28 protein-coding genes and 1 pseudogene are annotated in these 21,928 nt (G+C 64.2%); all 29 read left to right on the forward strand.

The genetic code is table 11. The annotated features are described in order from the left end of the window. Nucleotides 1–36 precede the first annotated feature (36 nt). Nucleotides 37–450: a 50S ribosomal protein L16 gene (gene rplP, locus WQQ_RS10105; RefSeq protein WP_007185057.1), complete on the forward strand. Its 414-nt coding sequence runs from the start codon at nt 37–39 to the stop codon at nt 448–450. Continuing rightward, entirely contained in the window at nt 450–650 is a 201-nt protein-coding gene (gene rpmC / locus WQQ_RS10110; RefSeq protein WP_007185058.1) for a 50S ribosomal protein L29, read from the forward strand. The genes rplP and rpmC overlap by 1 nt, the downstream gene beginning before the upstream one ends. Before the next feature lie 4 nt (nt 651–654). After that, nucleotides 655–936 carry a 30S ribosomal protein S17 gene (rpsQ, locus tag WQQ_RS10115; protein ID WP_007185059.1) on the forward strand — a complete coding sequence of 94 codons (282 nt, stop codon included), beginning with the start codon at nt 655–657 and terminating at the stop codon, nt 934–936. Nucleotides 937–960: 24 nt separating this feature from the next. Continuing rightward, nucleotides 961–1,326: a 50S ribosomal protein L14 gene (gene rplN, locus WQQ_RS10120; protein WP_007185060.1), complete on the forward strand. Its 366-nt coding sequence runs from the start codon at nt 961–963 to the stop codon at nt 1,324–1,326. Between the two features lie 19 nt (nt 1,327–1,345). Beyond that, nucleotides 1,346–1,657 (forward strand): 50S ribosomal protein L24, encoded by a 312-nt coding sequence (gene rplX, locus WQQ_RS10125; protein ID WP_007185061.1) that lies wholly within the window; start codon nt 1,346–1,348, stop codon nt 1,655–1,657. A 118-nt stretch (nt 1,658–1,775) separates the two neighbouring features. Continuing rightward, nucleotides 1,776–2,312, forward strand: a complete 537-nt coding sequence (gene rplE / locus WQQ_RS10130; RefSeq protein WP_007185062.1) for a 50S ribosomal protein L5 — start codon at nt 1,776–1,778, stop codon at nt 2,310–2,312. Between the two features lie 12 nt (nt 2,313–2,324). Further along, complete coding sequence (gene rpsN / locus WQQ_RS10135; protein WP_007185063.1) at nt 2,325–2,630, forward strand: 30S ribosomal protein S14; 306 nt, start codon at nt 2,325–2,327, stop codon at nt 2,628–2,630. Nucleotides 2,631–2,641: 11 nt separating this feature from the next. Next, nucleotides 2,642–3,040 (forward strand): 30S ribosomal protein S8, encoded by a 399-nt coding sequence (gene rpsH / locus WQQ_RS10140; protein ID WP_007185064.1) that lies wholly within the window; start codon nt 2,642–2,644, stop codon nt 3,038–3,040. Nucleotides 3,041–3,072: 32 nt separating this feature from the next. Continuing rightward, nucleotides 3,073–3,603 carry a 50S ribosomal protein L6 gene (rplF, locus tag WQQ_RS10145; protein WP_040453341.1) on the forward strand — a complete coding sequence of 177 codons (531 nt, stop codon included), beginning with the start codon at nt 3,073–3,075 and terminating at the stop codon, nt 3,601–3,603. A gap of 88 nt (nt 3,604–3,691) precedes the next feature. After that, nucleotides 3,692–4,048 (forward strand): 50S ribosomal protein L18, encoded by a 357-nt coding sequence (gene rplR / locus WQQ_RS10150; protein WP_007185066.1) that lies wholly within the window; start codon nt 3,692–3,694, stop codon nt 4,046–4,048. Between the two features lie 3 nt (nt 4,049–4,051). After that, a complete protein-coding gene (rpsE, locus tag WQQ_RS10155) occupies nt 4,052–4,567 on the forward strand; it encodes a 30S ribosomal protein S5 (protein WP_007185067.1) in 516 nt (171 codons plus the stop codon). 32 nt (nt 4,568–4,599) lie between these two features. Continuing rightward, complete coding sequence (gene rpmD, locus WQQ_RS10160) at nt 4,600–4,791, forward strand: 50S ribosomal protein L30 (protein ID WP_007185068.1); 192 nt, start codon at nt 4,600–4,602, stop codon at nt 4,789–4,791. After that, nucleotides 4,791–5,225 carry a 50S ribosomal protein L15 gene (gene rplO / locus WQQ_RS10165; RefSeq protein ID WP_007185069.1) on the forward strand — a complete coding sequence of 145 codons (435 nt, stop codon included), beginning with the start codon at nt 4,791–4,793 and terminating at the stop codon, nt 5,223–5,225. Before rpmD ends, rplO begins: the two co-directional genes overlap by 1 nt. Before the next feature lie 24 nt (nt 5,226–5,249). Beyond that, nucleotides 5,250–6,653 (forward strand): preprotein translocase subunit SecY, encoded by a 1,404-nt coding sequence (gene secY, locus WQQ_RS10170; protein WP_007185070.1) that lies wholly within the window; start codon nt 5,250–5,252, stop codon nt 6,651–6,653. Nucleotides 6,654–6,687: 34 nt separating this feature from the next. After that, on the forward strand, nt 6,688–6,801 hold the full coding sequence (gene rpmJ / locus WQQ_RS10175) for a 50S ribosomal protein L36 (protein WP_007185071.1): 114 nt from the start codon (nt 6,688–6,690) through the stop codon (nt 6,799–6,801). A gap of 133 nt (nt 6,802–6,934) precedes the next feature. Then, nucleotides 6,935–7,291, forward strand: coding sequence for a 30S ribosomal protein S13 (rpsM, locus tag WQQ_RS10180; protein ID WP_007185072.1), 357 nt, complete (start codon nt 6,935–6,937; stop codon nt 7,289–7,291). A gap of 34 nt (nt 7,292–7,325) precedes the next feature. Further along, nucleotides 7,326–7,727, forward strand: coding sequence for a 30S ribosomal protein S11 (gene rpsK, locus WQQ_RS10185; protein ID WP_007185073.1), 402 nt, complete (start codon nt 7,326–7,328; stop codon nt 7,725–7,727). An 11-nt stretch (nt 7,728–7,738) separates the two neighbouring features. Further along, nucleotides 7,739–8,359, forward strand: a complete 621-nt coding sequence (rpsD, locus tag WQQ_RS10190; protein WP_007185074.1) for a 30S ribosomal protein S4 — start codon at nt 7,739–7,741, stop codon at nt 8,357–8,359. Between the two features lie 63 nt (nt 8,360–8,422). Next, entirely contained in the window at nt 8,423–9,406 is a 984-nt protein-coding gene (locus WQQ_RS10195) for a DNA-directed RNA polymerase subunit alpha (RefSeq protein WP_007185075.1), read from the forward strand. Between the two features lie 31 nt (nt 9,407–9,437). Further along, a complete protein-coding gene (gene rplQ / locus WQQ_RS10200) occupies nt 9,438–9,833 on the forward strand; it encodes a 50S ribosomal protein L17 (protein ID WP_007185076.1) in 396 nt (131 codons plus the stop codon). A gap of 200 nt (nt 9,834–10,033) precedes the next feature. Further along, nucleotides 10,034–12,022: pseudogene (locus WQQ_RS10205) on the forward strand (TonB-dependent receptor domain-containing protein); the annotation flags it as partial. Nucleotides 12,023–12,175: 153 nt separating this feature from the next. After that, a complete protein-coding gene (locus WQQ_RS10210) occupies nt 12,176–13,063 on the forward strand; it encodes an EamA family transporter (protein ID WP_007185078.1) in 888 nt (295 codons plus the stop codon). Next, entirely contained in the window at nt 13,064–14,677 is a 1,614-nt protein-coding gene (locus WQQ_RS10215) for a peptide ABC transporter substrate-binding protein (protein WP_007185079.1), read from the forward strand. 3 nt (nt 14,678–14,680) lie between these two features. Continuing rightward, nucleotides 14,681–15,598: an ABC transporter permease subunit gene (locus WQQ_RS10220; protein WP_007185080.1), complete on the forward strand. Its 918-nt coding sequence runs from the start codon at nt 14,681–14,683 to the stop codon at nt 15,596–15,598. After that, a complete protein-coding gene (locus WQQ_RS10225; RefSeq protein ID WP_007185081.1) occupies nt 15,595–16,422 on the forward strand; it encodes an ABC transporter permease subunit in 828 nt (275 codons plus the stop codon). The genes WQQ_RS10220 and WQQ_RS10225 overlap by 4 nt, the downstream gene beginning before the upstream one ends. Beyond that, entirely contained in the window at nt 16,419–17,456 is a 1,038-nt protein-coding gene (locus WQQ_RS10230; protein WP_007185082.1) for an ABC transporter ATP-binding protein, read from the forward strand. Before WQQ_RS10225 ends, WQQ_RS10230 begins: the two co-directional genes overlap by 4 nt. Nucleotides 17,457–17,495: 39 nt before the next feature. Then, nucleotides 17,496–18,410, forward strand: coding sequence for a CE1 family esterase (locus WQQ_RS10235; RefSeq protein ID WP_007185083.1), 915 nt, complete (start codon nt 17,496–17,498; stop codon nt 18,408–18,410). 523 nt (nt 18,411–18,933) lie between these two features. Continuing rightward, a complete protein-coding gene (locus WQQ_RS10240; protein ID WP_050997619.1) occupies nt 18,934–20,499 on the forward strand; it encodes a DUF1800 domain-containing protein in 1,566 nt (521 codons plus the stop codon). A 9-nt stretch (nt 20,500–20,508) separates the two neighbouring features. Beyond that, entirely contained in the window at nt 20,509–21,873 is a 1,365-nt protein-coding gene (locus WQQ_RS10245; protein WP_007185086.1) for a DUF1501 domain-containing protein, read from the forward strand. Nucleotides 21,874–21,928: the final 55 nt, after the last annotated feature.

Genomic DNA, 21,928 nt, shown 5'->3' on the forward strand with positions numbered 1-21,928 from the left:
CAGCAGTCAACGAGTTTTATTTAGGAGCCAGCTGCCATGATGCAGCCCAAGAGAACCAAATACCGTAAGCAGATGAAGGGTCGCAATCGCGGCCTCGCGCAGAACGGTAACAAGGTGAGCTTCGGTGATTTCGGCCTCAAGGCCACCGAGCACGGCATGATCACGGCCCGCCAGATCGAAGCGGCGCGTCGTTGCATCACCCGCTACGCCAAGAAGGGCGGCAAGCTGTTCATCCGCATCTTCCCGGACGCGCCGGTCACCAAGAAGCCCCTCGAAGTGCGCATGGGCTCCGGCAAGGGCAACGTCGAGTACTGGGTCGCCAAGGTGCAGCCCGGCAAGATGCTCTATGAAATCGAAGGCGTGAGCGAAGCCGAAGCGCGCGAAGCCTTCGAACTCGCCGCCGCCAAGCTTTGCGTCAAGACCACCTTCGTTCAGCGGACGATTCTGTAATGAAGACCACCGAATATCTGAAGTCGCTGCGCAGCAAAGACGGCGCCGGCCTCAAGAGCGAGCTCGAAGCCCTGCGTCGCGAGCAGTTCAATCTGCGCATCCAGGGTGCGATGGGCCAGGCCGCCCAGACTCATCTGGCCGCTGGCGTGCGCAAGAAGATCGCGCAAGTCAAGACCCTCATCAATCAGCAGGCGAAGTAAGGCCATGAGCGAAGTTGAAAACACCACGGCCACGGCCGAGAAGAAAGAGCGTCGCGTCGTTGGCCGTGTTGCCTCGAACAAGGGCGACAAGACCATCACGGTCGTCGTGGAGCGCAGCGTGAAGCACCCGGTCTACAACAAGATCCTGCGGCGCTCCACCAAGCTCTACGCGCACGACGAAACCAATGTGGCGAAGGAAGGCGACCTCGTCGCCATCGTCGAGACCCGTCCGCTGTCGCGCACCAAGCGCTTCAAGCTGGTCGAAGTCCTGCAGACGCACGCCTAAACGCAGACGCAGGAGAATCTCGCCATGATGCAGCAAGAATCTTTCCTCGTTGCCGCTGACAACAGCGGCGCGAAGACCGTCCAGGTCATCCAGGTCAAGGGCAGCACCTACCGCCGTTACGCCAACATCGGCGACGTGATCAAGGTCACGGTCAAGGATGCGATCCCGCGCGGCAAGGTCAAGAAGGGTGAAGTGCACGACGCCGTCGTCGTCCGCACCCGTCATGGCGTCCGCCGTCCGGATGGCTCGACGATCCGCTTCGACACCAATGCCGCCGTGCTCCTGACGAGCAAGGGCGAGCCGATCGGCACTCGTATCTTCGGGCCGGTCACGCGCGAGCTGCGCGAGAACTTCATGAAGATCGTTTCGCTGGCGCCCGAAGTCATCTAAGGCGCGAGGCTAGAGAGCAATGAGCAAGATCAAGAAAGGCGACGAAGTCATCGTCATCACGGGCCGCGACAAGGGCCGCCGTGGCACGGTGTCGCGCGTGCTCGATGGCGCGCTGATCATCGAAGGCATCAACGTCGTCAAGAAGCACACCAAGGGTAATCCGCAGGCGGGTATCTCGGGTGGCATTCTCGACAAGGAAATGCCGATCGACATCTCCAATGTCGCGCTGTTCAACAGCAAGACCGGAAAGGCCGACAAGGTCGGCTTCAAGACCGGCGACGATGGCAAGAAGGTTCGCATCTTCAAGTCCAACCAGGCGCTGGTGGACTAAAAGTTAGGTTCATTAGGCAGTTTTCAGTCCGCGGCGACCGGGTTTCTCGCATCATAAGCAAGTGCGAGAAGAGTTCGGATAGCCAAGACCGGAAGCGTTAACTGGAACAAAGAGAGTCATGGCTAATCTGCAAACGCTGTACAAGGACAAGATTGCCGGCGAGCTGAAGGCGAAGCTCGGCGTCAATGCGATGGCGGTTCCGCGCCTGTCCAAGATCACGCTCAACATGGGCGTGGGCGAGTCGACGACCGACAAGAAGGTCATCGAGCACGCCGTGAAGGACATGACGGCCATCGCCGGCCAGAAGCCGGTGGTGACCAAGACCCGCATCTCGATCGCCGCGTTCAAGGTTCGCGAGAACTATCCGGTCGGCGTCAAGGTGACGTTGCGCGACGCGCGCATGTACGAGTTCCTCGAGCGCCTGATCACGATCTCGCTGCCGCGCATCCGCGACTTCCGCGGCATCAACCCGCGTGGTTTCGACGGCGCCGGCAACTTCAACTTCGGCATCACCGAACAGATCATTTTCCCCGAGATCGAGTACGACAAGATCGACACGCTCCGGGGCATGAACATCACCTTCACCACCACGGCGAAGACGGATGCGGACGGCCGGGCTCTGCTCGACGCCTTCGGCTTCCCCTTCCGCAAGTAAGGCAGACCGCAAATGGCCAAGACCAACATGATCATGCGCGAAGCCAAGCGCGCGAAGCTCGTCGCCAAACTCGGCAAGAAGCGCGAAGTGCTGAAGGCGAAGATCATCAGCCCGACCGCTTCGTACGAAGAAAAGCAGGAAGCTGCCGTGGCGCTGCAGAAGCTGCCGCGCGATTCGAGCTACACGCGCCAGCGTAACCGCTGCAAGCTGACCGGCCGCACCCGCGGCGTGTACAAGAAGTTCGGCCTGGCTCGCCACAAGCTGCGTGAAGCGGCAATGCGCGGCGAAGTGCCCGGCCTCAAGAAGGCGAGCTGGTAAGGAATAAGACGATGAGCATGACGGATCCCATTGGCGACTTCCTGACCCGCATCCGCAACGGTCAGCAGGCTCGCAAGAAAACGGTGTCGGCCCCGGCCTCGAAGCTGAAGTCGGCCATTGCCCAGGTGCTGAAGGACGAAGGCTACATCGCCTCGTTCGAAACGGTTGAAACCGGCGCCGGCAAGAAAGCCATCAACGTCGTACTGAAGTATTTCGACAACAAGCCCGTGATCGAGCGCCTCGAGCGCGTCAGCAAGCCCAGCCTTCGCGTCTACAAGGCCAAGGACGAGATCCCCACGGTTCTCGGCGGCCTGGGCGTTGCGATCATCTCCACCTCCACCGGCGTGCTGTCCGACAAGGCTGCGCGCGCTGCTGGTCAGGGTGGCGAAGTGCTCTGCATCGTCGCCTAAGCGACGATCGATCAAGAACAGGACGAGAAGCCATGTCCCGAGTTGCCAAAATGCCGGTCGTCATTCCGGCGGGTGTGCAGATCACGAGCGCCAATGGCGCCGTGACCGTCAAGGGCGCCAAGGCCAGCCTCACGGTTGCGCTACCCTCCGACATCAAGGTCGACGTCGCCAACGGTGAAGCCGTGGTCAACGCCGAATCCATCAAGACCAACGCGATGCAGGCCGGCACCGTCCGCGCGCTGCTGAGCAACGCCGTCGAAGGCGTGACCAAGGGCTACGAGCGCAAGCTGCAGCTCGTCGGCGTGGGTTATCGCGCCGCGGTCGCCAACAACAAGGTCAACCTCCAGGTCGGCCTGTCGCATCCCGTCGAGCATCCGATCCCCGCTGGTATCAGCGTGGTCTGCCCGACCCAGACCGACATCGTCATCACCGGTGCGAGCAAGCACATGGTCGGCCAGCTGGCCGCTCAGCTGCGCGCCTATCGTCCGCCAGAGCCCTACAAGGGCAAGGGCGTGCGCTATTCGGACGAGAAGGTCGTGCTGAAGGAAGCGAAGAAGAAGTAGCGTCAAATAAAAGGTAGAGGCTCCGCACACCGCGCCAACGTGCATCTGCGTCTTCTATTCCACTATTGAGTCGTATCGAGTCGGCACCATGAAAGACAAGAAGGTAATTCGCCTGCGCCGCGCGCGCCGCACGCGCTTCAAGATTCGCGAGCTGGGCGCGTTCCGCCTCGCCGTGCATCGCACGCCGCGTCACATCTACGCGCAGATCATCGCGCCGGACGCGAGCAACACCGTGGTCTCGGCCTCGACCGTCGAGAAGGAAGTTGCTTCGGCGCTGGAAGGCACCGGCAACGTGGAGGCCGCCAAGAAGATCGGCCAGCTGATCGCCGAGCGTGCCAAGGCCGCCGGTATCACCGCCGTCGCGTTCGATCGCGCGGGTTTCAAGTATCACGGTCGCATCAAGGCCCTGGCCGATGCGGCCCGCGAAGCCGGTTTGGAGTTCTAAGTCATGGCGAACAACAACGTGCAGTACGACGATCAGCAGGGCGGCGAGTTCAAAGAGAAGCTCGTCACGGTCAACCGCGTCAGCAAGACGGTCAAGGGCGGCAAGCAGTTCGCCTTCACCGCGCTGACGGTCGTCGGTGACGGCGCCGGTCGCGTCGGCTTCGGCTATGGCAAGGCGCGCGAAGTGCCGCAGGCCATCAGCAAGGCGATGGACCAGGCCCGCAAGAACATGATCACCGTGCCGCTCAAGGGTCTGACCCTGCAGCACGAAATCTGGGGTACCCACGGCGCCACCAAGGTGTTCATGCGCCCGGCTTCGGACGGTACCGGCGTCATCGCCGGCGGTGCGATGCGTGCGGTGTTCGAAGTGGCCGGTGTGCAGAACGTGCTCGCCAAGTCCTTCGGCTCGCGCAACCCGATCAACATGGTTCGCGCTACGCTCGACGCGCTCAAGCGCATGAACCTGCCGACCGAAATTGCTGCCAAGCGCGGCAAGACGGTCGAAGAACTGACGGCCTGATAGGCCCGCCACAGACGCCTGAGAGATTGCTCATGAGCAACACGAAGCAGATCAAGGTTACGCTGACGAAGAGCATCTTCGGCCGCGTGAAGGGTCACAAGGAATGCGTGAACGGCCTCGGCCTGCGCAAGCCGCATCAGAGCGTGGTCATCCCTGCCACCCCCGAGAATCTCGGCATGGTGAACAAGGCTTACTACCTGCTCAAGGTTGAAGAGGTCGCCTAATGAAACTCAATGACATCAAGCCCGCCGAAGGCTCCAAGACGGTTCGCGTTCGCGTCGGCCGCGGTATCGGCTCCGGCATGGGCAAGACCGCCGGTCGCGGTCACAAGGGTCAGCGCGCTCGTAAGGGTGGCCGCGGCAAGGTCGGCTTCGAAGGCGGCCAGATGCCGATCCAGCGTCGTCTGCCGAAGCGTGGCTTCAACAGCCCGCTCGTGAACCAGACCGCCGAAGTGCGTCTGTCCGAGCTGCAGAAGCTCAAGGTGGAAGAGATCGATCTGGCCGCCCTGAAGCTCGCCAACATCGTTCCGGCCACGGCAGAGCAGGCCAAGGTGATCAAGTCCGGCGAGCTGACCCGCAAGGTCGTGCTCAAGGGCGTGCTCGCCACCAAGGGCGCGCGTGAAGCGATCACCGCGGCCGGCGGCTCCATCGCCGAGTAATCGGCTTCGCTGACCCGGAACAACATGGCCAAGTCTCCTGCCGCTGCCGGTATGGTGCCGGATCTCTCCAAGCTCGGAGAGGTTCGCGGCCGCCTGCTGTTCTTGCTCGGCGCGATCGTGGTTTTCCGCATCGGCAGCTTCATCCCGGTGCCCGGTATCGATCCGCGCCAGCTCGAGCAGCTGTTCAACCAGACGCAGGGCTCGATCCTGGACATGTTCAACATGTTCTCGGGCGGCGCGCTGCATCGTCTGTCGATCTTCGCGCTCGGCGTGATGCCGTACATCTCCGCCTCGATCATCGTGCAGCTCATGGCCGCGGTCGTGCCGCAGCTCAAGGAGCTCAAGAAGGAAGGCGAGTCCGGTCGTCGTCAGCTGACCAAGTACACGCGCTACGGCACGCTGGCGCTGGCGATCTTCCAGTCCGTCGGTGCGGCGACCGCGCTGCAGAGCAGCGGCGTGGCGATCAACCCGGGCTTTGGCTTCGTGTTCACGGCGACGGTTTCGCTGGTCACCGGTACGATGTTCCTGATGTGGCTTGGTGAGCAGATCACCGAGCGGGGCATCGGCAACGGTATGTCGATGATCATCTTCTCGGGCATCGTCGCGGGTCTTCCGCCGGCGCTCGGCGCGACCGCGCAGCTCGTCAGCGAAGGGTCGGTGTCGGGCCTGGTGGTGATCGTGGTGCTGGCGCTGGTTGCGCTCGTGACGCTCGGCGTGGTCTTCGTGGAACGTGCCCAGCGTCGGATTCCGGTGCATCACGCGCGTCGTCAGCAGGGCCGCAAGCTGTTCGCCGCGCAGACTCAGCATCTGCCGCTCAAGCTCAACATGGCCGGCGTGATTCCGCCGATCTTCGCGAGCTCGATCATTCTGTTCCCGGCTTCGATCGTGCGCTTCTTCGGCGGCGAAGGCGGTGGTGGCTTTCTGCAGCAGCTGGCCAATGCGCTGTCGCCTGGCCAGGCCCTGCACGGTGTGCTGTACGCGGTGCTGATCATCTTCTTCTGCTTCTTCTACACCGCGCTCGTGTTCGATTCGCGCGAGACGGCCGAGAACCTCAAGAAGTCGGGTGCCTTCATTCCCGGTGTTCGTCCGGGGGCCCAGACCGCTCGCTACATCGACCAGGTGCTCACTCGCCTGACGGTGGCCGGTTCGATCTACATCACGCTGGTCTGCCTGATGCCCGAAGTGTTCATTGCCTACTGGAACGTGCCGATGGCGTTCGGCGGCACGTCGCTGCTGATCACCGTGGTGGTGGTGATGGATTTCATGGCTCAGCTGCAGGCGCATCTGATGTCGCATCAGTACGAGGGCCTGCTCAAGAAGGCCAATTTGAAGTCTTTGGGTGGAAAGTCCGATTCCGGCACCGCTGGCAAGTTGCCGGGCCGTCGTAGCGACACCAAGTCGCTGAGCGGACCGAGCTCGTCGCGCTAAGTCTTTTGAAGCTGCACTTGATAAGAGGTTTGTCATGAAAGTCCGTACTTCCGTCCGCAAGATCTGCCGCAACTGCAAGGTCGTTCGCCGTGCCGGCGTGGTCCGCGTGATCTGCTCCGACGCTCGCCACAAGCAGCGCCAGGGCTGAAATCGTTTCGAGAAGCGTCGTCCAGACGCTTCGCCCCAGGTGCCGGAAAGGCACTTGGCTTGTAGGTCCAGATTAGTTTCTGTACAATTCGCGCCCTTTTCGCGCAGCCCGTTCTTTAGGAGTTCCCCGCGTCATGGCACGTATCGCCGGCGTCAACATTCCGGACAAAAAGCACACCGTCATTGCCCTCCAGGCGATCTACGGTATTGGCCCGACCCGCTCGAAGCTGATCTGCGCGCAAGCGAACGTGAAGCCCGACGTCCAGGTCCGTAACCTGACCGAAGCCGAACTCGAAGCGCTGCGCGCCGAGATCGGCAAATTCTCCGTCGAAGGCGACCTGCGCCGCGAAGTGTCCATGAGCATCAAGCGTCTGATGGACCTCGGTTGCTACCGTGGCAACCGTCATCGCCGTGGTTTGCCGGTTCGCGGTCAGCGCACGCGCACGAATGCCCGTACCCGCAAGGGTCCGCGCCGTGCGATCAAGAAGTAATTCACTCAATTCAACGACCTGAGCCTGCCGTCCAATGGCCAATCCGAATGCCGGCGCTGCCGCCAAGGCCCGCAAGCGCGTCAAGAAGAACATCTCTGACGCCGTGTGCCACATCCACGCTTCGTTCAACAACACGATCATCCTGATCACGGATCGCCAGGGTAATGCCCTGTCGTGGTCCACGGCCGGCGCCGCCGGCTTCAAGGGATCGCGCAAGTCGACGCCGTTCGCTGCGCAGGTCGCGGCCGACAAGGCGGCCCAGGCCGCTGCCGAGCACGGCGTCAAGAACGTCGAAGTTCGCGTCAAGGGCCCCGGCCCGGGTCGTGAGTCGGCCGTGCGTGCGCTCAACAACGCCGGCTTCAAGGTGACCAACATCACCGACGTCACCCCGATTCCGCACAACGGCTGCCGCGCTCCGAAGCGCCGCCGCGTCTAAGAGAGACCGTCATGGCTCGTTATATTGGTCCCAAGTGCAAGCTGTCCCGCCGTGCCGGTGCCGACCTTCTCCTGAAGGGTCGTGGCCGCTCGCTGGAAACCAAGTGCAAGCTCGAAACGCCTCCCGGCCAGCACGGCGCCCGCAAGCCGCGTCTGTCGGACTACGCGACGCAGCTGCGCGAGAAGCAGAAGCTCAAGCAGATGTACGGCCTGCTCGAGCGTCAGTTCCGCAACTACTACTACAAGGCGACCAAGACCAAGGGCGCGACGGGTCTGAACCTGTTGCTGGCTCTGGAAACCCGCCTCGATAACGTGGTCTATCGCATCGGTTTCGGCCGCACGCGCGCCGAAGCCCGCCAGCTGGTCGGCCACAAGGCTGTGCTCGTCAACGGCAAGCCGGTCAACATCCCGTCGTACCAGGTTCAGGTTGGTGATGTCGTTGAAGTGCGCGAGAAATCGCGCACCCAGAGCCGCATTGCCGAATCGCTGTCGATCGCGGCGCAGATCGGTTTCCCGGAATGGTTGGAAGTGGATGAGAAGGGCCTGAAGGGTACCTTCAAGTCGCTGCCGAGCCGTGATCAGATCGTTCCGGACATCAACGAGAATCTGGTCGTCGAGCTTTACTCGAAGTAATCGCTGCTTTGCTGATGTTGTTGCTGGCTACGCGATCTTCTTCACTAACGAGGTAACTGACCCATGCAGGGTTTTGTCGCTGATTTGCTCAAACCGCGTCTGGTGGAAGTCGAAGCCGAATCCGCCTCGCGTGCCCGTGTTTCGCTGGAACCGCTCGAGCGTGGCTTCGGCCACACGCTCGGCAACGCACTTCGCCGCATTCTGCTGTCGTCCATTCCGGGCGCTGCAATCACCGAAGTGCAGATCGAAGGCGTGGTCCACGAGTACAGCTCGATCGAAGGCGTGCAGGAAGATGTCATCGACATCCTCCTGAACATCAAGAACATCGCCATCCGCATGCACGCTCGCGAAGAAGCGACGCTGCGTCTGGAGAAGTCGGGCAAGGGGCCGGTCACGGCCGCCGACATCAAGCTCGATCACGACGTCGAAATCGTGAACCCGGATCTGGTCATCGCGAACCTGACGGGCGGCAAGCTCAACGTCAGCCTCAAGGTCACGCGTGGCCGTGGCTATGTGCCGGCCGCTGCCCTGCGTGCCGCCGATGAAGGCAGCTCGGCCGTCGGCGTGCTGAAGCTCGATGCTTCGTACAGCCCGGTTCGCCGCGTGAGCTATAGCGTCGAGCGTGCTCGCGTCGAACAGCGCACCGACCTCGACAAACTGATCCTCGACCTGGACACCAACGGCGGCATCGATCCGGCTGAAGCGGTTCGCCTGGCCGCGCGCATCCTGCGCGACCAGCTTGCCGTCTTCGTCGACCTCGAAGCCGAAGCCGCGACCACCGCGGTTGCCGGCAAGAAGGAGCTGTCGCCGATCCTGTTCCGTCCGATCGACGATCTGGAACTCACGGTTCGCTCGGCCAACTGCCTCAAGGCCGAAAACGTCTACTACATCGGCGACCTCGTGCAGCGCACCGAGACCGAACTCATGAAGACGCCGAACCTCGGCAAGAAGTCGCTCAACGAGATCAAGGAAGCCCTCAAGGCCCACGATCTCGATCTGGGCATGAAACTCGAAAACTGGGCCGCGCCGAAGTCTTCGGTGGGCTGAGCTGCGGCACTTTTACTAGAGAGATACAACCATGCGTCACGGTATTGCAGGCCGCACCTTCGGCCGTCCCAGCAGCCATCGCAAAGCGACGATGCAGTCGATCGCCGTTGCGCTGTTCACGCACGAGCTGATCCGCACCACGGTGCCGAAGGCCAAGGAGCTGCGCAAGCTCGCCGAGCCGCTGATCACGCGCGCCAAGACGGACACCGTCGCCAACCGCCGTCTCGTGTTCGCGCGCCTGCGTGATCGCGATGCGGTGCAGAAGCTGTTCAACGACATCGCGCCGCGCTTCAACGGCCGTCCGGGTGGCTACACGCGCATCCTGCGTTGCGGCTTCCGCCCCGGTGACAACGCGCCGATGGCGTACATCGAGCTCGTCGACCGCAAGGCCGGCGGCCCGGCACCGGCGGATGCCGCTGCCGAGTAAAGACGACGCGAGTCTTCTGAGCTGGTCCAATCGGGCGCCTCTGGGCGCCCGATTTCGTTTGCGCGCTGGAAAAAATGGAAGCGGTCCGGCCTGATTTACCCGTGTCGAGATGCGACGACCTCTGCCGTTGACATTGGTTCCGCAGGACGGCTAATCATTTTTCCCCTAAGTACTACGGCTACGACTACGAGACTCATTCAAAGACCGAACTCGGCTACACCGAGAATTCGAAGAATTATTCTGACGGCAGTCAGGGTACCCAGGGTGTCGGCGGCGACGCGCAGCTGTTCCGCTACGTCGGCAATGTGACCGACAATCTGCTCATCACTGCGCTCTATGGCCAGAGCAAGTACAAGCACAAGGATCAGTTCGGTAATCTCGGTGACGCCACGGCGCCGCAGATTTTCTTCAACGGAACGACGGCCGCAATTGATCCGCGGTTGATCAATCCCAACCAGCAAGTTGCGAACGCCCTGGCCGGTGGTACTTCGCTGATCCCAGCGGGAGCCCAGGAAACCACGAAGTCCTTCCGCTTCGATGTCGAGTACAAGCTGTTCGACCATACGCTGCGCGCGGGCATCGATGACAACCGCCTTAAGTCCAAGGACGCTGGCGAAGCGATCCTGACTGACTACTTCCGTTACGTCCGTTATCCGAATTCTCGCGGCGACCAGATGTTCTTGAACAACCAGACCCAGACGCTGGTCGAAGCTGGCGCGACGCCGGACGCAGACGGCTTCTACTATGCCGTTCGTAGTCGCGATTTCACCACGGTCACCGATGCACAATCGAATCAGTCTGCGCAGTACATCGAAGATCGCTGGCAGGTGACCAATACCGTTCTGTTGACGCTCGGCCTGCGTAATGAGCAGTTCGAGAACAAGAACGGCGACGGCGAAACCTTCCTCAAGATGGACGACTTCCTGAGCCCGCGCCTGTCCGCGTCCTGGGACGTTTTCGGTGATGCAACGACGAAGATCTATGGCTCGGCAGGCCGCTACAGCTTGCAGATCCCCACCCACGTGGCCGTGCGTGGCGCCAGCCGCTCGACGCTCGCCGACACGTACTTCGTTTATACCGGCGTCGATCCCGTCACCGGCGCTCCTACGGGTCTGACGCAAATCGCCGATGTCTACTCTGCCAACAACGAATACGGCCAGGCGAAGGACCCGCGTTCGGTGGCTTCGCAGAACATCGATCCGACCTACCAGGATGAGTTCACCCTCGGCTTCGAGCAGGCCTTCCTGACCTCGTATACCGGCGGTGTGTCGCTGACCTATCGCAAGCTCAAGGCGACGATCGACGACTTCTGCGATTATCGTCCGATTGACGCCTATGCCGAGGAACACGGCATCGACCTCTCGAAGGCCGAGTTCTATCCCTTCGGTTGCGCCACCATCAATCCAGGTAAGGGCAACACGATCTATCTCGATCCAGATGGTGCGGACGATGATGAAGATGGCGTTGACGAAGAGGCGGTGGCATTCGATCTGTCGGCTGCCGACATCGGCCTGCCGAAGCCAAAGCGTACCTACACGGCGTTGAACTTCTTCCTTGAGCACCCGTTCCGCGACAAGTGGTACGGCAAGCTGATGTACACCTGGGCCAAGAGCAAGGGCAATACCGAGGGCCAGACCAAGTCTGACAATGGTCAGTCAGACGTCGCTGTGACCTCGACCTGGGACTTCCCGGAGTTAATGGAAGGCGCCAATGGCTATCTGCCGAGTGATCGTCGCCATACGATCAATGGCTTCGGCTACTATCAAGTCGCGCCGGAATGGGCGGTTGGTGGTGCGTTCCGTCTCGAGTCTGGACGTCCGAAGAACTGCTTTGGTGATTACGCTGGAGACGGCGAAGATATCGGCGGCGGTCAGTATGGCGCCGTGTTCTTCTACTGCGGCGATGGCAGCGGCGATCCTGATGGGGCCGTTGCAACTCCGCGCGGATCGGCCGGTCGTCTGCCGTGGAGCTACACTTTCGACCTCAACGTGGTCTACCAGCCGAAGTACGTCGACGGTCTGACGCTGCGCGCCGATGTCTTCAACCTGTTCAACCGCCAGAGCACCTCGTCGATCAACGAAGAACACGATTCCGTGATCAATTACGGTGGCCTCAACTCAAGCTATGGCCGCGTGATCAGCTACACCGATCCGCGCGTGTTCCGTCTCACGGCCAGCTACGAGTTCTGAGCTGCAGGCTGCAAAACGAGTATCACGGCTCACGATACTCGGCGATGTAAGAGGAGGCCCGCCTAGTGCGGGCCTCTTCGTTGCCGCATCAGGAAACGCATCAAGCGATAATCCCCGCCCGGCACTCGCCGGGCGGTTTGCTTTTGAGGGCCCATGGAGCTTCGCAAGGTTCAGCTCACACTCGCGTTCGCCGCCGTCTATCTGATCTGGGGCTCGACCTACCTGGCGATCCGCATCGTCGTCGAGGCGCTGCCGCCGGCCTCGTCCGCCGGCGTTCGCTTTCTGGTCGCGGGTCTGACGATGGTCGTCGTCGGCCTGCTCACGGGGGCGTCGCTGCCCAGGCGCTGGTCCGATTGGCGCAGCACGATCTTCGTCGGCATCTTGATGCTCGTGTTCGGCAACGGCCTGGTCACCTGGAGCGAGCTGTGGGTGCCGTCGAACCAGGCCGCGCTGATCGTCGCGACGTCCGCGCTCTGGATGGGCTGGATGGGCACGCTCGGTTCCAAGGGCGAGCAGCTCGGCGCGATGCGGTTGATCGGCCTGCTCGTCGGCTTCGCGGGCGTGATCGTGCTGGTCGGCGAGGGCATCGGCGGCGGACTCGCGCCGTGGACGGCCTACGCGGCGCTGATGCTCGCGCCGATCGCCTGGGCGGTCGGCTCGGTGGTCTCCAAGCGTTCGCCGGTTTCGATCAAGCCGGTGATGGCGGCGGGTCTGCAGATGCTCGTCGCGGGCGTGCTGCTGTCCGCCATCGGCCTGCTCGCCGGCGAAGCCGGGCGCTGGACCTGGGCGCCGCGCAGCCTGTGGGCGCTCGCGTACCTGATCGTGTTCGGCTCCTGCGTCGCTTACGGCGCGTTCTACTGGCTCGTGCACGAAGTCTCGCCCGTCGTGCTCGGCACCTACGCCTACGTGAACCCGGCGATCGCCGTGCTGCTCGGCTGGTGGATACTCGACGAGCGGCTAGGGCGCGACCAGATCATCGGCACCGGCATCATTCTCGTCGGCGTGCTGCTGGTGACGCTGGGCAGCGCACGCAAGCGCTAGATGCCGATGCGAGCCCGCAGCGCAAGGCCGTGGCTGGCGATGCTCGCGCTGCTGCTGGCCTGTGGTCTGTCGCCGTCGGCCGCCAGCGCGCAGGGCAAGCTGCTCAAGCGCGGCAACGGGCCCGATGTCGAAACGCTCGATCCGCACAAGGTCCGCAGCGTCTCGGCCGGAAACGTCGTGCGCGACCTCTTCGAAGGCTTGGTCAGCGAGGCCGCGGATGGACGCCTGATTCCGGGCGTCGCCGCCTCGTGGCAGATCTCCGACGACGGGCGCATCTATGTTTTTTCGCTGCGAGCCGATGCGCGCTGGTCCAATGGCGAGGCGCTGACAGCCGCCGATTTCGTCTACGCGTTCCGGCGCAGCCTGAGTCCGGCGACCGCCTCGCCATCGGCCGCCCTGCTCGCGCCGATCCGCGGCGCCGAGGCGCTCATGGCGGGCAAAGGCAGCGCCGAGCATCTGGGCGTCAGCGCGCTCGACGATCGAACGCTGCAGATCGAGCTCGAACGCCCGACGCCCTATTTCCCCGGCTTGCTGGCGAATTCGGTCGCCTATCCGGTGCATCGCGCGAGCCTCGAGCGCGAGCGCGCGCAGTTCACGCGCGCGGGCAAGCTCGTTTCGAACGGGGCTTACGTGCTCGACGAGTGGGCGTTGCAATCGCACGTGCGGCTCAAGCGCAACGCGCAGTACTGGAATGCGCCGGCCGTCGCGATCGACACGGTGCTGCATCTCGTCACCGAGGATCTCAACGCCGAGTTCCAGCGCTTTCGCGCGGGCGAGCTGCATATCACCGAGCAGGTGCCGGCGCAGCAGATCGCGGCGATGCCGCCGGTGCTCAAGCGGCAATTGCGCATCGCCGACTATCTCGGCTCGTACTACTACGGTTTCAATCTCACGCGGCCGCCGTTCCAGGATCAGCCGGGGCTGCGCAAGGCGCTGAGCTTGGCGATCGACCGGCAGATCATCGTCGACAAGCTCATGGGCAGCGGAGAAAAGCCCGCCTACGGCTGGCTGCCGCCGGGCATCGACGCGGCGTCCTCGCAGCGTCCCGAATGGGCGAGCTGGTCGCGCGAGCGGCGCGTGAGCGAAGCGCGCCGTCTTTACGCGGCCGCCGGCTACGGACCGCAGCGTCCGCTCGCCGTGCAGATCCGCTACAACACGCACGACTATCACCAGAAGATCGCGACCGTGATCGCGGCGATGTGGAAGCAGACGCTCGGTGTACAAGCCACGCTCTACAACGAAGAGACCAAGGTGTTTCTGCAAAGCCGTCGAGAGCGCCGATACACCCAGGTCTTTCGCGCGTCCTGGGTCGCGGATTACGCCGACGCGAGCAGCTTTCTCGATCTGCTGCTGTCCAACAATCCACGCAACGACACGGGTTACGCGAACGCGCGCTACGACGCGCTGCTCGCGCAGGCGGCGAACAGCAGCGGTGCTCCACGCGGCGAGCTGCTCGCGCAGGCCGAACGCTCGATGCTCGACGACACGCCGGTCATTCCGATCTATTTCTACGTGACCAAGCATCTGGTCGCCCCGACCGTACGCGGCTGGCAAGACAATGCGCTCGACCATCACTACACGCGCGATCTCGATCTCGCGCCGGCATCGCCATAGCTCATGCGAACGCGCCTGATCCTGCGCCTGCTGCAAGCGATTCCGACCTTGCTGATCCTCGTCACGCTGACGTTCTTCATGCTGCGCGCCGCACCGGGCGGGCCGTTCGACAGCGAGGAAGGCATCACCGAGCAGACACGCGCGCAACTCGAGGCCGCGTATCACTTCGACGAACCGATCGCGGCGCAATACCTGCGCTATCTCGGCTCGCTCATGCGCGGCGATCTCGGGCCTTCGTATCAGTACCCGGATCGCAGCGTGAACGAGTTGATCGCCGCCGGCCTGCCGGTGTCGGCGACGCTCGGCACGCTCGCGATCATCGCGGGTTTGTCGTTCGGCCTGGCGCTCGGCATCGCCGCCGCGCGCGCACCGGGCTCGTTCGTCGACAGGCTCGTCATGGGCTTTTCGCTGCTCGGGCTTTCGGTGCCGAGCTTCGTCATCGCGCCGCTGCTCGTGCTGCTGTTCGCGGTGAGTTTGCGCTGGCTGCCGGCCGGTGGCTGGAACGGCCGCGTCGGCGACTGGATTCTGCCCGTCATCGCGCTCGCCTTGCCGCATCTGGCGACGGCTGCGCGTCTGGCGCGCAACGCGATGATCGAGGTGCTGCAAGCGCCGTACATTCGCACCGCGCGCGCCAAGGGCTTGTCCGAGCGCCGCATCGTGCTGCGACACGCGATCAAGCCCGTGCTGCTGCCGGTGATTTCCTATCTCGGCCCGGCCGCGGCGGCGACGCTCACGGGCTCGGTGGTCGTCGAGCAGATCTTCGGCTTGCCGGGCATCGGCCGCTACTTCGTGCTCGGGGCCTTCAACCGCGATTACGGCCTGGTCATGGGCGTGGTGCTGCTTTACGGCACGCTGATCGTGCTGTTCAACCTGATCGTCGATCTGCTCTACGCCCGGCTCGATCCGCGGCTGCGCGCATGATCTGGCTCCGCTCATTGCCGCTCGCTGCACGCATTGCATCGCTGGTGCTCTGCGCGATCGCCTTGCTCACGCTCATCGGTCCCTGGCTTTCCCCGTGGGCCTTCGATGCGATCGACTTCGACGGCGCCTGGTCCGCGGCGCCGTCGCTCTCGGATCGGCACTGGTTCGGCACCGACGCGCTCGGCCGCGACCTGTTCGCGCGCACGCTCACGGGCGGCCGCGTTTCGCTGCTCGTCGGGCTCGTCGGCACACTCGTCTCGCTGCTGATCGGCGTCGCCTATGGCGCGATCGCGGGCATGCTCGGCGGGCGCATCGATGCCTTGATGATGCGCGCAGTCGACATCCTCTACGCGCTGCCGTTCCTGTTTCTCGTGATCCTGCTAATGGTTTTGTTCGGTCGCCATCTGCTGCTCGTGTTCGCGGCCATCGGCTGCGTGAACTGGCTCGACATGGCGCGCGTCGTGCGCGGCGAAACGCTCGCGATCAAGCAGCGCGAGTTCATCGCCGCGGCCGAAGTCTCGGGGCTGGACACGAGCGCGATCCTGCATCGCCACGTGCTGCCGAACCTGCTCGGCGTGATCGTCGTCTACGCCACGCTCACGGTGCCGCAGGTGATCCTGATGGAATCCTTCCTGGGCTTTCTGGGCCTGGGCGTGCAGGCGCCCGCGACGAGTTGGGGCGCGCTGATCAGCGAAGGCGCGCGCGACATGGAAACCGCGCCGTGGGCGCTGATCTTTCCGGCCGCGTTCCTGCTCGCGACGCTGCTGTGCCTCAACGTGCTCGGCGAAGCCTTGCGCAAAGCGCTGGACCCGAGGCGCCGATGAACACGTCGATGAACTCGACACCGAAAGAGCCGCTGCTGCAGGTGCGCGAGCTGCGCGTGCAGCTGCCGACGCCGCGCGGACGGCTCGCGGTGGTCGACGGCCTGAGCTTCGAAATAGCACGCGGCGAATGCCTCGGCATCGTCGGCGAATCGGGCTCCGGCAAATCGCAGACCGCGCTCGCGCTGATGGGCCTGAACGCGGACGGCGCGAGGCTCGAAGGTGAGCTGCTGCTCGATGGCGAAAACCTGCTGGGTGTGAGCCCGGCGCGTCGCCGCGCCCTGCGCGGTCCGGGCATGGCGATGATCTTCCAGGACCCGATGAGCAGCCTCAATCCGTACCTGCGCATCGGCCTGCAACTCGCCGAAGTCGCCGAGCTGCATCAGGGCATGACGCGGGCCGCCGCGATGGCCGAGTCCGAACGCGTACTCGACGCGGTCGGCCTCTCCGCGGCCCGGCTGCTACTCACCCAATACCCGCACGAGCTCTCGGGCGGCATGCGCCAGCGTGTGATGATCGCCATGGCCCTGCTCGCCAAGCCCAAGCTGCTGATCGCCGACGAGCCGACCACCGCGCTCGACCCGACCATCCAGCGCCAGATCCTGCGGCTGCTCGACACGCTGCGCCGCGAGCTCGGCATGGCGATGCTGTTCATCACCCACGATCTCGGGCTGGTGTCCGAAAGCTGCGAGCGCGTGCTCGTGATGTACGCGGGCCAGGCGGTCGAAGCCGGGCCGACGGCCCGCGTGCTGCGCCATCCGCTGCATCCGTACACGGGCGCGCTGCTCGCGGCCCGGCCCGGGCCGAGCGTGGTGCCGGGATCACGGCTCGCCGCCATCGGCGGCCAGCCGCCGGACCTGCACGAGCCGCCGCGCGGCTGCCGCTTCGGCGAGCGCTGCGCGCGCGTCGAGCCCGATTGCCTGGATGCTCCGGTCGCCTGGCGCAGTGGCGGCCCACGCGGATTGCGCTGTCTGCATCCCTTGCCGGCTGTCGGCGCTCGCTCGGCCGAACATCGCATTACCGAACCCGGACACTGACGACGCCGTCAGGATGCGACCACCACACAAGGAGGTCACATGACCATCATCCGGAATCTTCTGCGCAGCCTCGTCGTGCTCGCGCTTTCGGCCGCGAGCTTCGCGGCCAATGCCTACATCGTGCCGACGCAGGGCGTCAGCTACTTTCGCAGCACGATCAACCATCAGGGCCTCAACCGCAGCACGCTCTACTTCAAGCCGACCGCGGCCAGCAGCACCAAGGCGCCGCTGCTCGTGATGCTGCATTACAACGGCGGCAACGGCGAAGCGATGGCGTTTCTGACCGAGGTGCAGGAGCTCGTGCGCGACTACGGCATCTGGGTGGCGCTGCCCGACGTCGCAGACGGCAACTGGCATGACGATCCGAGCGACACCAGCACCGTCGATGACGTGGGCTATCTGTCCACGCTGATCGACACCGCCGTGAAGAATTACCCGGTCGATGCCAAGCGTGTTTCGATGGCCGGCTTCTCCGACGGCGCCATGATGACGCTGCGCTACGCCTGCGCCCAGCCCGGCAAGATCGCCGCCGCCGCGGCCGTCTCGGGCGTCATGCTCAAGACGCTGGTGTCGGTCTGCGGCAGCCCGGCGTTCGCCACGCCGATGCTGATGATCAACGGCAACGCCGACACCATCGTTAAATACAGCCCGTCGAAGTACGCGATCTCGCTGTCGGTGCCGGACTCGGCCAAGCACTGGGCCAGGATCAACGGTTGCCCGGCTGCGCCCAAGACCAGCCTGCTGCCGGACCTGGTGGCCAGCGACGGCACGCGCGTGCAGCTCGATGCGTATCTGGGCTGCGCCACCGGCAATTCCGTCGAGCTCTACACCGTGCAGAACGGCGGCCACACCTGGCCGGGTTCACCGTACAACCTGAACTATCAGGGCAAGACGTCGCAGGACATCGACGGCACGCGCACGGTCTGGGAGTTCGTCAAGCGTTTCACGCGCTGAGGTCCGCTCGCTCAAGCGCCGTTGCGATGCACGCGAACGAGCGTGCGCGCACGTCGAGTGGCCCGCGTGCATAGAAAGCACAAGGCGGATGACACGACGCGGAATGCCGTTCGTCACCGTTGAATGCTTCAGTTCCGCTGCTTTCGGCGGGTCGAAAGAAAGACATGCAGCGCCGGCTCAATCAGAAAGTCACGGACTCGCAGTTCGAGGCCGGTGATCCGTAGCCGGGTTCTCTAAGAACTCCGGAGCGGTTGCGATGTAAACGAACAGGCGAGCCGATGCTCGCCTGTTCGTTTTTGGGCTTGATGTGCTGTGCTGCCCGATGCTCGCTCATGCTGCCGTCCGACGGGCGCCTGCGCAGGAGCGACGAGGGGAATTTCCTCCGCACGCGGCTGGCGTCAACATCGGAGTATCAGGGGTGGAGCGGGGAATCCAGATGAGGCAACGGCGATCAGGCGTTTGCATTCTCGTTGCGGCGATGGTGTTGTCCGTTGCGGCGTGCGGGGGAAACAGTCCAGGCGGCGTGATCGATGCGGCGTCGGGTGGCAGCGGTGGCGGTGGCGCAAAGCTCGGCGAAGCAGAAGCCGCACGCCTGCTCACGCAAGCCAGTTTCGGACCGACGCAGGCCGACATCGATCGCGTGGCGAGGCTGTCGGCCAAGGCGTGGCTCGACGAGCAGCTGCGCGCGAGCGCGACCCATCATCTGCCGCTGTGCCGCAGCCTCAAGAGCGGTGACACCGTCGACAGGAACGCGCGCACCGACGCCTGGTGGCAGATCGCGCTGACCGCACCCGATCAGCTGCGCCAGCGCGTGGCGTTCGCGCTGTCCGAGATCCTGGTGGTCTCCGATACCAGCGACGCGCTGTCGAGCCAGGAAGGGCTTTGCTGGTATTACGATCTGCTCGTCGACGGCGCTTTCGGCAACTTCCGCGACTTGCTCGAAGACGTCACGCTGTCGCCCGAAATGGGCCGCTATCTGTCGATGCTCGGCAACGCCAAGCCCGACGCGGCCACCGATCGACGCGCGGACGAGAACTTCGCGCGCGAGGTCATGCAGCTGTTCACGATCGGCCTCGTGCAGTTGAACGCCGACGGCACGCCCAAACTCGATGCGAGCGGTGTCGCGCTGCCGAGCTACACGCAGGCCGACATCGAAGGCCTCGCCCGTACGTTCACGGGCTGGTCCTGGGGTGGCGCGAGGAGCTTCAGCAGCGGGCCGGCGAACTGGCTCGCACCGATGAAGGGCTTCGACGACGCGCATGATCGCGATGCCAAGACCATCGTCGGCAACACCGCGATCGCGGCGAGCGGCAGCGCGGTGCAGGATCTCGCGCGCGGGCTCGACACGCTGTTCGAGCACGCCAACGTCGGGCCGTTCATCGGCCGCCAGCTGATCCAGAAGCTCGTCACGAGCAATCCGTCGCCCGCTTACGTCGAACGCGTCGCCCAGGCTTTCGCGGACAACGGACGCGGGCAGCGCGGCGATCTCGCCGCGGTCGTGCGCGCGGTGCTGCTCGACAGCGAGGCGCGCGGCGCACCGGCGACCCACTTCGGCAAGGCGCGCGAGCCGCTGCTGCGACAAGCGCATCTCTGGCGCGCGCTCGATGCGGTGCCGGCAACGGGCAGCGGCCGCTACAGCTATCGATCGGCGCAGGGCGAGTTGTTGCAGTCTCCGCTGTCGTCGCCGAGCGTATTCAACTTCTACTCGCCGTTCTATTCGCCGGCGGGCGAGGTGCGCAGCGCGCAGCTCGTGCTGCCGGAGCTGCAGCTCGCCAACGAGTCGAGCATCACGCTCGCCCAGAACCGGCTTTATCAATCGCTCTACGGCGACTACCGCGGACGCAGCGGCGTCAGCGACAGCGCCATCCTGGTCGATTACGCCGCGCTGCTGCCGTTGGCCGCGGACCCTTCGCTGCTGCTCGACGAGCTCGACCTGCTGTTGCTGAGCGGACAGATGCCGGCCGACATGCGCAGTGCGCTGCTCGCCTATCTGCGGGGAATCGATGCGAGCAAGGACGGCGGTCGAGCACGCGTGCAAGAAGCGGCGTACCTGATCCTGGCTTCGCCGCAATATTCCATCCAGCGCTGAGGACTTCGAATGAGCCCGTTCAAACCCTGGACTCGTCGCGATCTGCTGCGCTGCGGGCTTTCCGCCGCCGCGGGTCTCACCACGCCGCGCGCGATGCTCGGCCTGCTCGGCGCAGCGAGCGCGACGGCGGCCCACGCCGCGTTCACCGACTACAAGGCGCTGGTCTGCATTTTTCTGCATGGAGGCAACGACGGCTACAACCTGCTGGTGCCTTACGACAGCACGCGCTACAACCGCTACAAGGCCGCGCGAACCAATCTCGCGCTGGCGCGCAGCGAGCTGCTGCCGCTCGCGCCGCCGTTGCTGAGCTTCGATCTCTACGGCCTGCATCCGGCGATGCCCGAGCTGCAGAAGCTCTACAACAACGATCGCCTGGCTTTCATCATCAACGCGGGCACGCTGCTCGCGCCGGTGACCAAGGACGAGGTGCTCGCCGGACGCAACCTGCCGCCGCGGCTCTACTCGCACAACGACCAGCAGGATTGCTGGGTATCGAGCCAGCCCGATGCGACGCTGCGCCAGGGCTGGGGCGGAAGGCTCGCTGATCTGCTCGGTTCGGCGAACGCCAACAGCCGCGTGTCGATGAACATTTCGCTGGCCGGCAACAACCTGTTCCAGACCGGCGCGACCAGCGTTCCGTATTCGATGAGTGCGGGCGGCGTGCCCTCGTTTCGCGCGCTCACGAATGCGAGCGCGCGCACCGCGCTGTACCGGCAACTGCTCGCGCAGGCCGAAGCGGCGCAGGCGTTCGAGCGCACCAGCAGCCGGCTGGTGTCGCGTTCGATCGATCTCGGCATGGAGATCAGCACCGCGCTCGCCGGCGTGCCGGAGCCGGGCACCGAATTCCCAGCCGACAACGGGCTTGCGAGCCAGCTCAAGATGGTCGCGCGCATGATCGCGGCGCGCGAGGCGCTCGGGCTTTCACGACAGGTGTTCTACGTCACGATCGGCGGCTTCGACTTGCACGACAACCAGCTCGACGCGCATCCGGCGCTGCTTGCGCGCCTGTCTCAGGCGATGAGCGCGTTCTACTCGGCCACCGTCGAACTCGGCGTCGCCGATGCGGTGACCACGTTCACGGCGTCGGATTTCGGCCGCACCACCACATCGAACGGAGACGGCAGCGATCACGCCTGGGGCAGCATTCACTGTGCGCTCGGCGGCGCGGTGAAAGGCGGGCGCATCTACGGCGACTATCCCGACCTGACGCTCAACGGCCCGCAGGACGTCGGCGAAGGCCGCATCATCCCGACCACGAGCGTCGAGCAATACGGCGCGACGATGCTGCGCTGGTTCGGCGCGAGCGAAAGCGAGATCGACGTGATCTTTCCGCACCTCTCGCGTTTCGCGACGCGAGGGCTCGGGTTCGTGTAAGCGAGTTGTTTTGAGTCGTCCTCTCTCCCCCGTGCGGGAGAGAGTCCCGCGAAGC

It is taken from the genome of Hydrocarboniphaga effusa AP103 (genome assembly GCF_000271305.1).
Classification (GTDB): Bacteria; Pseudomonadota; Gammaproteobacteria; order Nevskiales; family Nevskiaceae; genus Hydrocarboniphaga; species Hydrocarboniphaga effusa.

Coding starts and splice junctions, on each gene's coding strand:
- rplP (WP_007185057.1), top strand. CDS start 37: ATGATGCAGCCCAAGAGAACCAAATACCGTAAGCAGATGAAGGGTCGC.
- rpmC (WP_007185058.1), top strand. CDS start 450: ATGAAGACCACCGAATATCTGAAGTCGCTGCGCAGCAAAGACGGCGCC.
- rpsQ (WP_007185059.1), top strand. CDS start 655: ATGAGCGAAGTTGAAAACACCACGGCCACGGCCGAGAAGAAAGAGCGT.
- rplN (WP_007185060.1), top strand. CDS start 961: ATGATGCAGCAAGAATCTTTCCTCGTTGCCGCTGACAACAGCGGCGCG.
- rplX (WP_007185061.1), top strand. CDS start 1,346: ATGAGCAAGATCAAGAAAGGCGACGAAGTCATCGTCATCACGGGCCGC.
- rplE (WP_007185062.1), top strand. CDS start 1,776: ATGGCTAATCTGCAAACGCTGTACAAGGACAAGATTGCCGGCGAGCTG.
- rpsN (WP_007185063.1), top strand. CDS start 2,325: ATGGCCAAGACCAACATGATCATGCGCGAAGCCAAGCGCGCGAAGCTC.
- rpsH (WP_007185064.1), top strand. CDS start 2,642: ATGAGCATGACGGATCCCATTGGCGACTTCCTGACCCGCATCCGCAAC.
- rplF (WP_040453341.1), top strand. CDS start 3,073: ATGTCCCGAGTTGCCAAAATGCCGGTCGTCATTCCGGCGGGTGTGCAG.
- rplR (WP_007185066.1), top strand. CDS start 3,692: ATGAAAGACAAGAAGGTAATTCGCCTGCGCCGCGCGCGCCGCACGCGC.
- rpsE (WP_007185067.1), top strand. CDS start 4,052: ATGGCGAACAACAACGTGCAGTACGACGATCAGCAGGGCGGCGAGTTC.
- rpmD (WP_007185068.1), top strand. CDS start 4,600: ATGAGCAACACGAAGCAGATCAAGGTTACGCTGACGAAGAGCATCTTC.
- rplO (WP_007185069.1), top strand. CDS start 4,791: ATGAAACTCAATGACATCAAGCCCGCCGAAGGCTCCAAGACGGTTCGC.
- secY (WP_007185070.1), top strand. CDS start 5,250: ATGGCCAAGTCTCCTGCCGCTGCCGGTATGGTGCCGGATCTCTCCAAG.
- rpmJ (WP_007185071.1), top strand. CDS start 6,688: ATGAAAGTCCGTACTTCCGTCCGCAAGATCTGCCGCAACTGCAAGGTC.
- rpsM (WP_007185072.1), top strand. CDS start 6,935: ATGGCACGTATCGCCGGCGTCAACATTCCGGACAAAAAGCACACCGTC.
- rpsK (WP_007185073.1), top strand. CDS start 7,326: ATGGCCAATCCGAATGCCGGCGCTGCCGCCAAGGCCCGCAAGCGCGTC.
- rpsD (WP_007185074.1), top strand. CDS start 7,739: ATGGCTCGTTATATTGGTCCCAAGTGCAAGCTGTCCCGCCGTGCCGGT.
- WQQ_RS10195 (WP_007185075.1), top strand. CDS start 8,423: ATGCAGGGTTTTGTCGCTGATTTGCTCAAACCGCGTCTGGTGGAAGTC.
- rplQ (WP_007185076.1), top strand. CDS start 9,438: ATGCGTCACGGTATTGCAGGCCGCACCTTCGGCCGTCCCAGCAGCCAT.
- WQQ_RS10210 (WP_007185078.1), top strand. CDS start 12,176: ATGGAGCTTCGCAAGGTTCAGCTCACACTCGCGTTCGCCGCCGTCTAT.
- WQQ_RS10215 (WP_007185079.1), top strand. CDS start 13,064: ATGCCGATGCGAGCCCGCAGCGCAAGGCCGTGGCTGGCGATGCTCGCG.
- WQQ_RS10220 (WP_007185080.1), top strand. CDS start 14,681: ATGCGAACGCGCCTGATCCTGCGCCTGCTGCAAGCGATTCCGACCTTG.
- WQQ_RS10225 (WP_007185081.1), top strand. CDS start 15,595: ATGATCTGGCTCCGCTCATTGCCGCTCGCTGCACGCATTGCATCGCTG.
- WQQ_RS10230 (WP_007185082.1), top strand. CDS start 16,419: ATGAACACGTCGATGAACTCGACACCGAAAGAGCCGCTGCTGCAGGTG.
- WQQ_RS10235 (WP_007185083.1), top strand. CDS start 17,496: ATGACCATCATCCGGAATCTTCTGCGCAGCCTCGTCGTGCTCGCGCTT.
- WQQ_RS10245 (WP_007185086.1), top strand. CDS start 20,509: ATGAGCCCGTTCAAACCCTGGACTCGTCGCGATCTGCTGCGCTGCGGG.